General features: G+C 73.2%; 13 protein-coding genes. 8 read left to right on the top strand and 5 right to left on the bottom strand.

The annotated features are described in order from the left end of the window. Nucleotides 1–42: 42 nt before the first annotated feature. Complete coding sequence (locus K4B79_RS05970; protein WP_232025190.1) at nucleotides 43–837, bottom strand: methyltransferase; 795 nt, start codon at nucleotides 835–837, stop codon at nucleotides 43–45. Between the two features lie 194 nt (nucleotides 838–1,031). Here K4B79_RS05970 and K4B79_RS05965 point away from each other — a divergent pair, with 194 nt between their 5' ends. Then, nucleotides 1,032–2,156, top strand: a complete 1,125-nt coding sequence (locus K4B79_RS05965; protein ID WP_232025189.1) for a magnesium and cobalt transport protein CorA — start codon at nucleotides 1,032–1,034, stop codon at nucleotides 2,154–2,156. 4 nt (nucleotides 2,157–2,160) lie between these two features. Here the strand turns inward: K4B79_RS05965 and K4B79_RS05960 are convergent, their stop codons facing one another. The 3 genes from K4B79_RS05960 to K4B79_RS05950 all read right to left on the bottom strand — a co-directional run bounded on the left by K4B79_RS05960 (nucleotide 2,161) and on the right by K4B79_RS05950 (nucleotide 3,884). After that, nucleotides 2,161–2,592, bottom strand: coding sequence for a CBS domain-containing protein (locus tag K4B79_RS05960; RefSeq protein WP_232025188.1), 432 nt, complete (start codon nucleotides 2,590–2,592; stop codon nucleotides 2,161–2,163). A 146-nt stretch (nucleotides 2,593–2,738) separates the two neighbouring features. After that, entirely contained in the window at nucleotides 2,739–3,140 is a 402-nt protein-coding gene (locus K4B79_RS05955) for a PPOX class F420-dependent oxidoreductase (RefSeq protein ID WP_232025187.1), read from the bottom strand. Between the two features lie 93 nt (nucleotides 3,141–3,233). Beyond that, nucleotides 3,234–3,884 (bottom strand): uridine kinase, encoded by a 651-nt coding sequence (locus K4B79_RS05950; protein WP_232025186.1) that lies wholly within the window; start codon nucleotides 3,882–3,884, stop codon nucleotides 3,234–3,236. Between the two features lie 154 nt (nucleotides 3,885–4,038). Here K4B79_RS05950 and K4B79_RS05945 point away from each other — a divergent pair, with 154 nt between their 5' ends. The 3 genes from K4B79_RS05945 to K4B79_RS05935 all read left to right on the top strand — a co-directional run bounded on the left by K4B79_RS05945 (nucleotide 4,039) and on the right by K4B79_RS05935 (nucleotide 7,223). Continuing rightward, nucleotides 4,039–4,782 carry a DUF2293 domain-containing protein gene (locus tag K4B79_RS05945; protein WP_232025185.1) on the top strand — a complete coding sequence of 248 codons (744 nt, stop codon included), beginning with the start codon at nucleotides 4,039–4,041 and terminating at the stop codon, nucleotides 4,780–4,782. 226 nt (nucleotides 4,783–5,008) lie between these two features. Continuing rightward, nucleotides 5,009–5,488, top strand: coding sequence for an anthrone oxygenase family protein (locus K4B79_RS05940; protein ID WP_232025184.1), 480 nt, complete (start codon nucleotides 5,009–5,011; stop codon nucleotides 5,486–5,488). A gap of 247 nt (nucleotides 5,489–5,735) precedes the next feature. Continuing rightward, nucleotides 5,736–7,223: a glutamate synthase subunit beta gene (locus K4B79_RS05935; protein WP_232025183.1), complete on the top strand. Its 1,488-nt coding sequence runs from the start codon at nucleotides 5,736–5,738 to the stop codon at nucleotides 7,221–7,223. Nucleotides 7,224–7,255: 32 nt separating this feature from the next. Here K4B79_RS05935 and K4B79_RS05930 read toward each other — a convergent pair whose 3' ends face one another. Beyond that, on the bottom strand, nucleotides 7,256–7,762 hold the full coding sequence (locus K4B79_RS05930) for a carboxymuconolactone decarboxylase family protein (protein ID WP_232025182.1): 507 nt from the start codon (nucleotides 7,760–7,762) through the stop codon (nucleotides 7,256–7,258). 47 nt (nucleotides 7,763–7,809) lie between these two features. On the opposite strand from K4B79_RS05930, the gene pdxR reads away from it, so the two are divergent. From pdxR to K4B79_RS05910, 4 genes are all read left to right on the top strand, one after another. After that, complete coding sequence (gene pdxR / locus K4B79_RS05925) at nucleotides 7,810–9,237, top strand: MocR-like pyridoxine biosynthesis transcription factor PdxR (RefSeq protein WP_232025181.1); 1,428 nt, start codon at nucleotides 7,810–7,812, stop codon at nucleotides 9,235–9,237. Between the two features lie 370 nt (nucleotides 9,238–9,607). After that, nucleotides 9,608–11,923, top strand: a complete 2,316-nt coding sequence (locus K4B79_RS05920) for a PEP/pyruvate-binding domain-containing protein (protein WP_232025180.1) — start codon at nucleotides 9,608–9,610, stop codon at nucleotides 11,921–11,923. Beyond that, nucleotides 11,920–12,876, top strand: coding sequence for a hypothetical protein (locus K4B79_RS05915; RefSeq protein ID WP_232025179.1), 957 nt, complete (start codon nucleotides 11,920–11,922; stop codon nucleotides 12,874–12,876). The genes K4B79_RS05920 and K4B79_RS05915 overlap by 4 nt, the downstream gene beginning before the upstream one ends. Nucleotides 12,877–13,012: 136 nt before the next feature. Further along, nucleotides 13,013–13,717, top strand: coding sequence for a fused DSP-PTPase phosphatase/NAD kinase-like protein (locus tag K4B79_RS05910; protein ID WP_232025178.1), 705 nt, complete (start codon nucleotides 13,013–13,015; stop codon nucleotides 13,715–13,717). Nucleotides 13,718–13,749: the final 32 nt, after the last annotated feature.

The following is a 13,749-nucleotide window of genomic DNA, read 5'->3' as shown; positions in this document are numbered from 1 at the left end:
CGGCGCGCGCCCCGATTTTCACCGCTCCCGCACTCCCGTGTTCTACGCCTTGCGCCCCCACGCCGAGATCATCGGGGCGGTGGCCAGGTCCATGCCGCCGGAGGCGATGTTCGCGAGGTGGCGGTCGATGTCCTGGTCCGTGGCGTGCCCCGCGGAGACGAGTTGGTCGCGGATCTGGCGGACGGTGGCGGCCTCCAGGGCGGCGCAGGCGGGCGAGGTGACCGGGAAGTACGCGTCTGCCTCGACCTGGCGCAGGCCGGCCTCGCGGAGCAGGCGGGGCAGCCTGCGTCCGTAGGCGAGGTCGGCACCGCGGTCGGCGAGCAACTGGCGGAATCCCTGCCGCAGCCGGTTCGCGAGTTGCTGCTCGGGGCCGTGCTCGTCGGGGCAGAGCAGGGGCTGGAGGGCGGGGTCGGCGTCCTCGACGAGGAGCCGCCCACCAGGGCGCAGGGCCTGGACCATCGACCTCAACGCCCGGTCCCGGTCGGGCACATGGACCAGGACCAGCCGGGCGTGCACCAGGTCGAAGCCCTCCCCCGGCGGCTCGTCGGCCCCGACGTCGTGGACGCGCACCTGGACCGGCGGCCGGGCCGCGGCGGCGACGCGTGAGGTGTCGATGTCGGTCGCCACGACCCGTCCGGTCGGGCCGACCTTCTTGGCCAGCCAGGAGACGACGGAGGTGCCGCCCGCGCCCACCTCCCAGCAGCGCCAGCCCGGTCCGATGCCGAAGCCCTCGAGATGCCGGAAGGTCGTGGGGTCGAAGAGTGCGGCGAAGGCGTCGAAACGTTCCCCCGCCTCGGTCTGCCGGTTGTCGAGGAGGTATCCGTCGGTTCGCTTCATGCCGCGATCATTCCAGTTGCCCGGCTTGTCGCCTGGAGGCGACGCGGCACCTGCGACGAAACCGTCGTCCACAGCCGGGAACAAAGCGGAACGTCCTGTTCCCACAGGCTTACCCACTCCACACACCGAGCTGGCAAACTGGCTCGCCACGGCGCGGAAACGCGATACGGGGGAGATCCACGCAAGGAGACCAGATGTCCATGGCAGGGAATCTGCGGAAGGTCACGAGCCTCGGCACGGTAGGCGGCCTCCGCAGAGTGGCACGACTGGCCAGGCGCCGTCCGCGCGTCGACCTGAGCCATCCGGCACGGTCTCCGTTGGGTTCCTCGGTGGTCAACTGCGTGACGTACCGGGAGGGTGTGCGCACCCCGGCGGGCGGCGATCTCGTCGACACCGTGGAGCGGATGCGCAAGAACCGCGAGGGTTTCGTCTGGCTCGGTCTGCACGAGCCGACGGAGCGGGAGTTCGCGGGCATCGCCGACCTCTTCGACCTGCACCCGCTGGCGGTCGAGGACGCGGTCGAGGCCCATCAGCGCCCGAAGGTGGAGCGCTACGGCGAGACGCTGTTCGCGGTGTTCAAGACGGTCTGCTACGTCGAGCACGAGGAGCTCACGGCGACCAGCGAGGTGGTCAACACCGGCGAGATCATGGTGTTCGTCGGCCGGGACTTCGTGATCACGGTGCGCCACGGCCGGCACGGCTCCCTGGGGCCGCTGCGCGAGGAGCTGGAGTCCGCCCCGGAGCAGCTCGCCAAGGGCCCGGCGGCGGTACTGCACGCGATCGCGGACCATGTGGTGGACGACTACCTGAACGTGACCGACTCGGTGCAGGCGGACATCGACCTGGTCGAGATGGCCGTGTTCGCGGACGGCGCCCGGGTCGACGCCGGCCGCATCTACCAGCTCAAGCGTGAACTGCTCGAACTGAAGCGGGCGGTGGTCCCGCTCGGCCGCCCGCTCGAAGAGCTCTCCACACGGCCGGTCCGCGTGGTCGACCCGGAGATACAGGCCTACTTCCGGGACGTCTCCGACCACCTGCTGCGGGCCAAGGAGCAGATCGCCGCCTTCGACGAACTGCTCAACTCGATCCTCCAGGCCCACCTGGCGCAGGTGACGGTCGCGCAGAACGAGGACATGCGGAAGATCACGGCATGGGCGGCGATCATCGCCGTGCCGACGATGGTGTGCGGCGTCTACGGGATGAACTTCGACCACATGCCGGAGCTGCACTGGAAGTACGGCTACGGCATGGTCATCGGCGTGATATCCGTCGCCTGCCTGACGCTGTACCGGGCGTTCAGGCGCACCGGCTGGCTCTGACGGGTCAGGGACTGGCGGGGGTCCGGGCGTAGACGCTCTCGGCCCAGGTCGCGATCTGGTCCTCCGTCAGGTGCCGGGCGAGGTCGGCCTCGCTGATCATGCCGACCAGGCGCTTGTTCTCGATGACGGGGAGCCGGCGGATCTGGTGCTCCTGCATCTCGTGGAGCACCTCGCCGACGTCCGCGCTCGCCTCGATCCAGCGCGGGGTGCCGTGGGCCATCTCGCCCGCGGTGACCCTGGCCGGGTCGTGGCCCATGGCCACGCAGCCGACGACGATGTCGCGGTCGGTGAGGATGCCGCAGAGCCGTTCGTTCTCGTCGCTGATGGGCAGTGCTCCGACGTTCAGTTCGCGCATGAGCTGGGCGGCGCGGTCCAGGGTCTCGTGGGCGGGGATCCAGCGGGCGCCACGGTGCATGATGTCTCCGGCGGTGGTCATGGAGTACCTCCTGGTGCCGGACGGCCGGCGCGGCGCGGAGGGCACCGCTAGTCCCGGCGCCCTACATTCTGGCGTCGCCACCGGACACCCGCACCCGGAGCGCGTCCCGGACCGCACCCGACCGCACGAGGACCGCACCCGCCGTCTCAGGCGGAGAAGCCCACGATCTTCCGGGGTACGACGCGGACCTCGTCGTCCTTCTCGCCCGGCGGGTCGATGCCGAGGTACTTGTGCGAGAGCGTGTGCGGGAGCCGCTTGCCCTCGTCCGGGAGGACCTCGGCGGTGCCGCGGATCTCGACCGAGGTGTAGGGGTCGGCGAGATCGAAGACCGACAGGCTGATGCGGGGGTCGCGGCGGAGGTTGCGCACCTTCTGACGGCCGTCGGTGGAGGAGAAGAGCACGGTGTCGCCCTCGCGCTGGATCCAGACCACCGAGTTCTGCGGGGCGCCGTCGGGACCGAGGGTGGCGACGCTGGCGAAGTTCTTGCCGTCGAGAAGGGTGCGGACCGAGTCGCTGAAGGGGAGGGGGTCGCTCGATGAAGTCGTCATGACGTCAGCGTAGTTACATGCGTGCGCATATAAAAGCGGTTTGATCGAAACCGCCGGACACCAGCGAGGGCAGGCCCGGCCGGTTCAGCCGGTTCAGTCGCCCGAGCCGTTCCAGGCCGGGTGGCGCGGGTCGTCGGCGCGCACCAGGACGTCGGCCGTGGCCGCCGGGTCGGTCTCGTCCGTGTAGCGCTCGAAGGCGGGCAGGGTCCAGCGCTCGGCCTCCGGGGTGCGGCGGCGCAGGGCACCGGGCGAGAGGAGGACGTGGACGCTCAGGTCGAAGGGGAACCAGTGGCGCAACAGGAGGGGACCGTGCAGCAACAGCACGCCGCCGGGCGGGAGTTGGACGTAGGGGCTGCGGGTGGCGCGGTCGGTGGCCGGGTCCCACAGGTCGGGCAGGACACGGCCGTCACCGTCGGGTTCGAGGGGGCCGAAGACCTCGCGCCACAGGGCGCCGGTGTCGAACCAGCCGTCGTAGTAGGCGTCCACGTCCTGGTGGCCGTACTCCAGGCGGAGCGAGGCGGGGCGCAGGAAGCCCTCCGTGCCGACGACCAGGGAGGAACGGCCGCGTATCCGCAGGGATTCCGAGACGCGGGCGGCGAGGTCGCCGGGGCGGGCGGCGGAGGCGCCGTCGAAGGCGATGCGTGGCCACGAGCTGCCGTCAGCCGGTTTCAGGTCGAGCAGTCGCTCGGCCAGGAGGTCGCCGAGCCGGTCCCAGGTGATCGCTTCGAGTCGCACAGGGCCCATGATGCGTCAGGCCGGGGGCGGAACGCGCGGCGCCCGCAGGCCCGGCGGGCGGTGTCGAGGCAGCCCTCTCGACCGCCCAAGGCGTGGCCCGATGCGCGGTCCGAGGCGTGGTCCCGGGCCCGCGAAAGGGAATGACACCCCTATGGCCTCCCCCATGACCTCCGCGTTCCGTACCGGACTTCTCGTGATCCAACCCCTGCGGAGACGGCACTGTGCGGAGTGCCGCGGTGGGCCCTTGTCGCTGCTCGTCGTCGAGGACGGGGCGCCGCGGTGCCTCGACTGCGCCGATCTGGGGCACCTGGTGTTCCTGCCGCGCGGCGACACCGCGCTCACGCGCCGTTCGCGGGAGGAGAGTTCGTTGTCGGCGGTCGTCGTGCGGTTCAACCGGCGCAGGGGGCGGTACGAGCGACAGGGCGTTCTCGTCGAGGAGGCGGGGCTCGCCCGGGCCGAGGCGCGGTGTCTGGCGGACGCGGAGGCGAGACGGCGGCGCCGGACGCGGGACGCGCGGCGGCGGGCTGCCGAGGACGTGCGGTTCGCGGAGGCGTTCGCGGCGGAGATAGGGCGGCTGTTCCCCGGGTGTCCGACGGAGCGGGCACGGGCGATCGCCGCGCATGCCTCGGTGCGGGGCAGCGGACGGGTGGGGCGGAGTGCGGCGGGGCGGGCGTTCTCCGAGGGCGCGGTGATCGCGGCGGTCGTGGCCTCCGTACGGCACGTGGACACCCCGTACGACCACCTGCTGATGAGCGGAGTGGCCAGGCACGAGGCGCGGCGGCGGATCGCGGCGGGCGTGGAAGGGGTGCTGGCGGGGTGGAGATCGGCGGGGGCTGAGGCGGATCTCGCGGAGGCGGAGACGGAGGTCGCGACAGGGACGCGTGTCTCCGAGGCGGAAGTCGGGTGAGCACCGGAGTGGGCGGGGAGGACCAGGGAGTGGACGACGGGGAAGGGCCGGCGGAGGACCGGGCAGCAGAAGACAGGCCGGCGGAGGACCGGGCGGGCCGGCCGGGCTGGACGCTCGCGTATGGCCTCGCGCGGATCGGGCATGGGATCGGTCGCCGTGGCGGGCTTCACTGGTGGTGACGGTGGTGCCGGGCATGGGCTCGGCCGATGGGGGAATCGAGGTCGTCATGATCGATGGTCCGTACTTCGTACTGACGGTGCTGGGCGTGCTCGGGACCGGTCTGGTGGCCGGGGTCTTCTGCGGGTTCTCGACCTTCGTGATGCGAGGGCTGGCCGCGTTGCCGCCCGCACAGGGGGTCGCCGCGATGCACGCGATCAACGTGACCGCGTTGCGGCCGCCGTTCATGCTGGTGTTCGCCGGGTCGGCGGTGCTGTCCGCGGTGATAGCGGTGGTGACGTTCGTGCTGTGGCCGGACGAGGGGACCGCCGAGCTGCTGATAGGCAGCGGGCTGTATCTGTTCGGCGTGTTCGGGCTGACGATGGTGGCGAACGTGCCGCGCAACGAGGCGCTGGACCGGCTGGAGCCGGGTACTCCGGAGGCGGCCGCGTACTGGCCGACGTACGTGCGCGAGTGGACGCTGTGGAACCACGTCCGCACGGTCGCCTCGGCCGCCGCCGCGCTGGCGTACGTGCTGGCACTCACCTGAGTGAGCTCTTCTGAGGGAGCCGTGCTGAGGGAGCCGTCCTGAGGGGCCCCGCTGAGGAGCCCCGCGTCTCGCCCGAGCGACCCTCCGACACGGCCCCGGGAAGATCCGGAGAAGCCCGTCGCACAGCGCTGTCCGACGCTCTGCGTCCCCACCCACGGGGACGTATCGTGGCCGAAGGAGTGCCGCTCGATGACGCACGGCCACGTCGGACGCGTAAGCGTCGCACGCGCGAGCAAGGAAGACGCCCATGGCCGATCCCAAGGGATTCATGACCACGCCTCGCCAGGACTGGCCGCGCAGGCCGGTCGGGGAACGGGTGCGGGACTGGGACGAGGTGTACGTCCCGGGAGCGCTGCTGCCCATCATCAGCAAGCAGGCCGACCGGTGCATGGACTGCGGTATCCCGTTCTGCCACGAGGCCTGTCCGCTCGGGAACCTGATCCCCGAGTGGAACGACCTGGTGTCCCGGGAGGACTGGCGCACGGCCGCCGACCGACTGCACGCCACGAACAACTTCCCCGAGTTCACCGGCCGGTTGTGTCCGGCGCCCTGCGAATCGGGGTGCGTGCTGGCCATCAACCAGCCCGCGGTGACCATCAAGAACGTCGAGGTGGCGGTCGCCGACCGGGCGTGGGAGCTCGGGTTCGCGCCGCCGCGGCCTCCGGAGCGGCTGTCCGGGCGAACGGTCGCGGTGATCGGTTCCGGGCCCACCGGCCTCGCCGCGGCACAGCAGTTGACCCGGGCGGGCCACACGGTCGCCGTGTACGAGAAGGACGACCGGATCGGCGGGCTGATGCGGTACGGCATCCCCGCGTTCAAGATGGAGAAGCACCACCTCGAACGGCGTATCGAGCAGATGCGGGCGGAGGGCACGAAGTTCCGTACGTCCACGGCGGTCGGGCGGGACATCGGTGCCGCCGAACTGCGGGCGCGGTACGACGCCGTGGTGATCGCCACGGGGGCCACGCGTTGGCGTGAACTGGACGTTCCGGGGCGGGAGTTGGCCGGGGTGCACCAGGCGATGGAGTATCTGCCGCTGGCCAACCGGGTGGGCGAGGGCGACCTGGAGGTCTCTCCGCTGTCCGCCGCCGGGAAGCACGTCGTCATCGTCGGGGGCGGGGACACGGGGGCCGACTGTCTGGGGACGGCGGTGCGGGAAGGGGCCGCGTCCGTCACGCAGTTGGACATCTACGCCCAGCCCGGTACCGAGCGCGACGAGGACACCGACCCCTGGCCGACGTATCCGAAGATCTACCGGCTGTCGGCCGCGCACGAGGAGGCCGGCGAGCTGGCGACCGCGCCGGCGGCGGACGCCGACGCGCGGCTGTTCGCGGCGTCCACGCTCCGGCTCACCGGTGACGCCGACGGGCATGTGCGGCACCTGCATCTGGTCGAGGTGGACGCGCTGCGGCGCCCGGTGGCGGACCGCGGGCGGGCACTCCCCGCCGACCTGGTCCTGCTCGCGCTCGGCTTCTCCGGGCCTGACCAGGGGGACGGGCTCGTCGAGCAGCTGGGCCTGGAGCTGGATCCCCGCGGCACGATCACCCGGGACACCGACTTCGCCACGAACGCCCCCGGGGTGTTCGCCGCGGGGGACGCGGCCCGGGGGCAGTCGCTCATCGTGTGGGCGATCGCGGAGGGGCGGGCGGTGGCGGCGGCCGTCGACCGTCACCTGACGGGCAGCTCACGGCTGCCGGCGCCGATCGGTCCGTACGACCGGCCGATGACCGTGTAGCCGGTCCGCGGGCGGTGACCGGAGCGGCACGCTCAGCGGCGCTCGTCCGTCCCCGCCACCTTCGCCGTGGCCAGGGCCACCCGGTTCCACGTGTTGATCGTGAGGATCACGGCGAGGACGTGGGCGAGTTCCTCCTCGTCGAAGTGGGCGGCGGCGCCCGCGTAGGCCTCGTCGGGGACGCCGTTGTCGGCGACCAGGGTCACGGCTTCCGTGAGGGCGAGGGCGGCCTGTTCCCGCTCGGTGAAGAAGTGGCGGGCCTCGCGCCAGACGGGGACCAGGTGCAGCCGGTCCTCGCTCTCGCCGGCCTTGCGGGCGTCGTTGGTGTGCATGTGCAGGCAGTACGCGCAGTGGTTGAGGTGCGAGGCGCGGATCTGGATCAGCTCGACGAGGGCCGGGTCGAGGCCCTGGCGGGCGGCGGCGTCGAAGCCAATGATCGCGCGGAAGACCTTCGGGGCGGACTTCGCGAGGTCCAGGCGGTTCCTCCGGGCCACGACCTGGGCGGAAAGAGTGCTGGTCACGTCTGTCGTGTTCGTCGTCATGTGCACCAAGCTACGACCTGAAAAGACCCACAGTAGGGTGCATTTCCATGGAGGAATCGTGGGTCAATTCCGCGGAACGGATCGGTGCCGATCTGCATCTGGAGCTGTCCGGTCCCGGTGGCCGGCGGGCCGCGCTGATCCGGGCGCTGCGCGAGGCGGTGCGCGACGGACGGCTGGCGCCCGGGACCCGGCTGCCGCCGTACCGTTCGCTCGCCGCCGACCTCGGGGTCGCCCGGAACACGGTGGCCGACGCCTACGCGGAACTCGTCGCGGAGGGCTGGCTCACCGCCCGTCAGGGCTCGGGCACCCGGGTCGCGGAGCGGGCGAGGCCGCTGCGTCCCGCCGTAGAGGCGCGCCGTAAGGTGTCCGCACGCGCGCGGGGGACGCGGCACGACCTGCGGCAGGGCAGCCCGGACGTGTCGGCGTTCCCGCGGGCGGAGTGGCTGGCGTCCTACCGGCGGGCGCTGCAGCAGGCGCCGAACGAGGTGTTCGGGCCCGGCGATCCGGCCGGGCGGGTGGAGCTGAGGGAGGCGCTCACGGAGTACCTGGCCCGCGCGCGGGGCGTGCGCACCGAGCCGGGCCGGATCGTCGTCTGCTCCGGTTTCGCCCACGCGCTGCGGCTGCTCTTCGGCCAGGGCGGGGGCGGGGTGCTGCGCGGTCCGCTGGCCGTGGAGGCGTACGGGCTGGGCTTCCACCGGGAGCTCCTCGACACCGCCGGGGTGCGGACCGTACCGCTCCCGTTGGACGAACGCGGCGCGCGGACGGACCTGTTGGGCCGAGAGCGGGCCGTCCTGCTCACGCCCGCGCACCAGTTCCCGACCGGCGGGCCGCTGGATCCGGCGCGCCGGGCGGCCGTGGTCGGCTGGGCACGCGCGCGTGGGGCGGTGATCCTGGAGGACGACTACGACGGGGAGTTCCGCTACGACCGCAAGCCGGTCGGCGCCCTCCAGGGACTGGACCCCGAGCGCGTGATCCACCTCGGCTCGGTCAGCAAGAGCCTGTCCCCCGCGCTGCGGCTGGGCTGGATGGTCCTTCCGGAGCGGTACGTCGACGGCGTGCTCGCGGCCAAGGGCGAGCGCGAGGCCTGGGCGAGCGTCCCGGACCAGCTCGCCCTGGCCGACTTCCTGTCCCGCGGGTCCTACGACCGTCATGTGCGCCGGATGCGGCAGCGGTACCGCGCCCGCCGGGACCGGCTCGTCGCGGCGCTCGCCACGCACGCGCCGCACGTGACGATCACCGGGGTCGCGGCCGGTCTGCACGCGGTGCTCGGGCTGCCGCCGGGCACCGAGCGGTCCACGGTCAAGGCCGCCACCTGGCAGGGCATCGCCCTGGACGGCCTCGCCGAGTTCCGGCACCCGGCGACCGACATGCCGGCGCACGACGGCCTGGTCGTGGGGTACGCGACCCCTTCGGAGCACTCCTACGGCGCGGCGATCGAGGCCCTCTGCGGAATCCTGCCGCCGACCGACATCTGACCCACCCACCCCTGCCCCCGCCGCGCCCGCCCGTGCCCACCCCCGCCCGCTCCTCCACGCGCTCCTCCGCACGGACGAGCCGCCCGCCGCGGCTCTCCTGCCTGGGGAGGAACCACGGGATGCTTCGCCAGGACGAGCACCACGATCCGCCCTCGTACCACCGCACTGATTTTTCCTTTATATGTCCGAAAAGTGGCTTACGGGCTACAAGGATCCGAACTGCGGTGGGATCATCGGAGCAGGAGGCGAGCTGTCGTCGGACCCGGTCCGCCGGACCGGCAGCGGCCCGTCCCATCCTTCGTTCCGCCGTCAGGCGCAGGGCCACCCCCGCGCGTCCCCCCTGTTGGCGGCCGGTCCTGGAGGGTGCTCGATGACGACGCTCGACGAACGCCACGGAGAAGGCGCACGCGAGGGGGAAGGAGCCCGGGGCGAGGTCGCCCCCGGCCGAGCGCGGGCGCACGCTCCGGCCGCCGTCCCGCTGGGACATCCCGACGCCGTTCTCCCCGGACTCACCGGATCCAAGGCCGCCAACCTCGCCCGCGCGGCCGGCGCCGGGCTGCCGGTGCTCCCCGGTTTCGTGATCCCGCCCGGCGGGAACACCGACGCGATCGCCCTGCGGCGGGCCTGGCAGGAGCTCTCCGACGGCGGCGTCCTCCCCCTCGTCGTACGGTCCTCGTCGCCGCGGGAGGACACCGAGCAGTCCTCGCTGGCGGGCCGTTTCGACTCCGTGCTCGATGTCCGCGGCTGGCGGGAGTTCCGTACGGCCGTACGGACCGTGCTCGACTCGGCGTACGGGCCGGACGGGTCCGCCGTGCCGATGGCGGTCCTCGTGCAGCCGATGCTCACGGCCCGTGTCGGCGGCGTGATGTTCGGTGCCGACCCGGTCGAGGGGCGCACCGACCGGATGCTGGTGAGCGCGGTGCGCGGCGGGCCGGACAGCCTGGTCAGCGGCGCGCAGGCCGGGACCTCGTACTGGCTGGGCGGGCACGGGCGGCTGCTGCGGACGGAGCCCGCCGGGGCCGGATCGCCGCTCACGCGTTCCGAACTGGTCCGGCTGGCGCGGCTCGCGCGGCAGGCCCGGCGGGTGTTCGGCGGGCCGCAGGACATCGAGTTCGGGTTCGACGAGGACGGGCGGCTGTGGCTGTTCCAGAGCCGTCCGATCACGGCGATGGCCGCGCGCCCGGAGCGCGGGGCACGGCTCCTGGGGCCCGGACCGGTCGCGGAGACCCTGCCGGAGCAGCTGACTCCGCTGGAGGAGGACCTGTGGGTGGCGCCCATGGCCCGGGGGCTGGCTGCCGCGCTCGACATCGTGGGCAGCGTGCCGCGCCGGCTGCTGAGGTCGGTGCCCGTGGTGACGACGGTCGGCGGACGCGCCGTCGCCGACCTGCGGCTGCTCGGCGTGGTCGGGCCGAGACACCGGTGGCCGACGCTGCTCAATCCGGCGCCCGGTGCGCGGCGGCTGGGCGCGGCCTGGCGGGTGGGCCGGCTCACCCCGGCGCTGCCCGGCCTGGCGACGGACCTCGTCGCGGACGTCGACCGGCACCTGGCCGATGTCCCCGCCCCGGCCGGACTCCCCTCCCCCACTCTCCGGACGGAACTCCGCTGGACCCGTCGCGTCCTGACCTCCCTGCACGCGCAGGAGGCCCTCGCCGGTGCGCTCCTGCGCGACCCTCCGAAGGGCCGTACGGCCGCGGGCCTGGCCCTGTCCGCCCTCGCCCGGGCCCGCGCCCGGGGCCTTCCCGACGACCACGCGATCGCCGAGAACCCGGTCGTCCTGGCTCTGACGGCACCGAGTCTGCGGGAACGGCCGGGAGCCCTGCCTCGGCCCGTGACCCAGCCTCGGCCCGTGACCCGCGAGGACGGGACACCCCGGCAAGACCCGCACCCGCACGCAGGAGACCCGACCAGTGACCTGGCCGGAGGAGGACCGCCCACGGCGAGCCCCGCCTCCCTCCCGCCCCGAGAAGCCCTCCGCCTCCGCATCCGCTGGGTGCAGGAGCTCCAGGTACGGCTCGTGCGGGAGGCGGCACGGCGGGCCGGGATCGCCGTGGAGCGGGTCGGGCTGCTCCGGTGGGCGGAGCTCAGCGAGATGCTGGAGGGCGGGGCACCGCCCGCCGACCTGGAGGCGCGGGTGCCGCGAGCCGTCTCTCCGCCGCTGCCGGACGCGTTCCGGCTGGCGGCGGACGGCGCCGTCGTCGCCGAGCGGGACCACGGCCGCGGCGACGGCGTCCGAGGGGTCTCCGGAGGACGCGCGGTCGGGACCGTCTGGGACGGCGCCGGGCCCCGGCCGGCCGATGCCGTGCTCGTCGTACGCACACTGGACCCCGCGCTCGCCCCGCTGCTGCCCGGCCTCACCGCACTGGTCGCCCAGACGGGCAGCCCGCTGTCCCACCTCGCCGTGCTGGCGAGGGAGTTCGGACTCCCCGCGGTCGTCGGCGCCACCGACGCCCTGAACCGCTTCCCACCCGGCACCCGACTCACCGTCGACGGAACGACGGGCGACGTACGGCCGACGGGCGACGTACGGCCGACCGCCGACGCCACACGACCGACAACCAGCGACACCCGGCCGACAACCGGCGCCATCCAACCGGCGACCAGCGACGTACGGCCGACGACCGGTGACTCACGGCCGGCCACTGGCGACACACCGCTGGGGAGCGCGCCATTGGGGAGCGCGCCATGAGGAAGGTCGCGTACGTCTTCGGAGGGCTGGCCGCGGCCGGGGCCGGCACCTACCTCGTCATCTACCTGTACCGCTGGCAGTGGCAGCGGGCCCTGATCTGCGGAGTGCTGCTGCTGGTCGTCGAGGTGCTGCTGCTCGGCCTGGTGACGCTCGGGCGGCTGACCCGGATCGAGGAACGGCTGCGTGACACCGACCGGCGGCAGCGGGAGGCGGAGGCACGGCAGGAGGACGTGCTGACCCGGCTGCGGCAGCCGGCCGCGGCCCGCGAGGAGACCCGGTTCCGCTGGCTGGCGGACCCGGCGGACCGTACGTACGTCTTCGTGCCGGTCCTGATGGTCACCGGTGTGGTGCTGACCGGGCTCGCCTGGGTGGTGCAGAAGGTCGCGTCGGCCACGGCCAGGCCGGCCGAGCGGCGGCTCGCCGGGCGGCTGGCCGTCCTGGCGGCCCCGGACCCGGGCAGGTCCGACGACCTGGAGCACCGGGAGCATCTGGAGGACCTGGACGATCTGGAAGACCTGGAGGACCTGCCGGGGCCGGGCGCCCGGCGCGACCGGGGACGCGCCACCCGCGTGACAGTGGTCACAGTCGTCGGGGCCGCCCTGCTCGCCGCGCTGGTCGTGGGGCTCGCCGAGCTCACCCAGACCCGCGACGAGGAACGCGACGAGAGCCGGGCGACCTCGGTGATCGTCCAGGTCGACCTGCGGGGCTCGGACACCACGGCCGAGCGGCGGTCCCTGGCCGCGCAGCAGGTCTGGGAGCGCTGCCGCGACTCCACGTCAGTGCCCTTGCGGCACGCGGCACTCGGCGACCTGGGCGACGGTCTGTTCGCCGGGGTGGTACGCCCCGCGCTCACGGACCACGACCTCATGCGGCTGCGCGGCTGCCTGGAGGACGCCACTCTGGAACGCGCCCACCTCACGGTGGTCGGCATCGGTGACGCGGACGACGACTGACCCGTCCGCGGCCGCACCGGAGCCCGCGGAACGATCACCTCGGTGATCACATAGCCGCACGTACACGGACAAGACAGCCATACGCCACCCGGGTTAGCCTGCGAAAGCTTTCCGTCCCCTATCCCCCGGGTCGCCCATGGCTGTCCTCACCGCTTCCCTGCCCCCCGCCGCCCTTCGCCCGCGCCCCCTGTCGCGGCGCATGCTGCGGATCGTCCTCCTCGTGGCCCTCGGCTACCTCACCCTCTGGGCCACCGGCGCCCTCGGCATCCTGGCCGTGTCGTACTGGGCACGCGAGGAGACCCCGGCCCCGGCCGGGACCCGCACGGTGCAGGGTGTGCACCACTTCCAGCCGGTCGACTCCGAGGGACGACTGTGGCGGGGCGCCGCCCCCTCCCCCGCCGGTTACCGAGCCCTGGCGAGCATGGGCATCACCACGGTGGTGGACCTGCGCGCCGAGGACCTGAGCGCGGCCCAGCTCGCCGGACCGAAGCGGGCCGGACTGGATGTCGTACGCATGCCCATCCGGGACGGGCAGACACCGAAGCCGGAGCAGGTGCGGCGCTTCCTCGACGTGGTCGCCCGCTCGTCCGGACCGGTGTTCGTGCACTGCGGTGCCGGCGTGGGCCGCACGGGCACGATGGCCGCGGCCTATCTCGTGCAGACCGGGGAGCAGACCTCGTCGTCGGCCGTCCGGCGCAACCTCGCGGTCGGACCGCCCTCGATCGAGCAGATCTACTACGGTCTGCACCTCAGCTCCGACCAGGCCGCTCAGCCGCCGCTCCCCGTGGTCGCGGTGAGCCGACTGGTGGACGCCCCGCGGCGGATGTGGTCCTGGCTGTGATGCCCGCCGACGGAGTGCGGCGGCGACACGGT

This window comes from Streptomyces lincolnensis, assembly GCF_021173675.1.
GTDB classification, from domain to species: Bacteria; Actinomycetota; Actinomycetes; order Streptomycetales; family Streptomycetaceae; genus Streptomyces; species Streptomyces lincolnensis_B.
The sequence above is the reverse complement of the archived record's forward strand: the minus strand, read 5'-3'. Positions and strand labels throughout refer to the sequence as shown.

Bases quoted from the DNA above. Each gene is read 5' to 3' on its own strand.
- K4B79_RS05970 (WP_232025190.1), bottom strand. From the start codon at position 837: ATGAAGCGAACCGACGGATACCTCCTCGACAACCGGCAGACCGAGGCG.
- K4B79_RS05965 (WP_232025189.1), top strand. From the start codon at position 1,032: ATGTCCATGGCAGGGAATCTGCGGAAGGTCACGAGCCTCGGCACGGTA.
- K4B79_RS05960 (WP_232025188.1), bottom strand. From the start codon at position 2,592: ATGACCACCGCCGGAGACATCATGCACCGTGGCGCCCGCTGGATCCCC.
- K4B79_RS05955 (WP_232025187.1), bottom strand. From the start codon at position 3,140: ATGACGACTTCATCGAGCGACCCCCTCCCCTTCAGCGACTCGGTCCGC.
- K4B79_RS05950 (WP_232025186.1), bottom strand. From the start codon at position 3,884: ATGGGCCCTGTGCGACTCGAAGCGATCACCTGGGACCGGCTCGGCGAC.
- K4B79_RS05945 (WP_232025185.1), top strand. From the start codon at position 4,039: ATGACCTCCGCGTTCCGTACCGGACTTCTCGTGATCCAACCCCTGCGG.
- K4B79_RS05940 (WP_232025184.1), top strand. From the start codon at position 5,009: ATGATCGATGGTCCGTACTTCGTACTGACGGTGCTGGGCGTGCTCGGG.
- K4B79_RS05935 (WP_232025183.1), top strand. From the start codon at position 5,736: ATGGCCGATCCCAAGGGATTCATGACCACGCCTCGCCAGGACTGGCCG.
- K4B79_RS05930 (WP_232025182.1), bottom strand. From the start codon at position 7,762: ATGACGACGAACACGACAGACGTGACCAGCACTCTTTCCGCCCAGGTC.
- pdxR (WP_232025181.1), top strand. From the start codon at position 7,810: ATGGAGGAATCGTGGGTCAATTCCGCGGAACGGATCGGTGCCGATCTG.
- K4B79_RS05920 (WP_232025180.1), top strand. From the start codon at position 9,608: ATGACGACGCTCGACGAACGCCACGGAGAAGGCGCACGCGAGGGGGAA.
- K4B79_RS05915 (WP_232025179.1), top strand. From the start codon at position 11,920: ATGAGGAAGGTCGCGTACGTCTTCGGAGGGCTGGCCGCGGCCGGGGCC.
- K4B79_RS05910 (WP_232025178.1), top strand. From the start codon at position 13,013: ATGGCTGTCCTCACCGCTTCCCTGCCCCCCGCCGCCCTTCGCCCGCGC.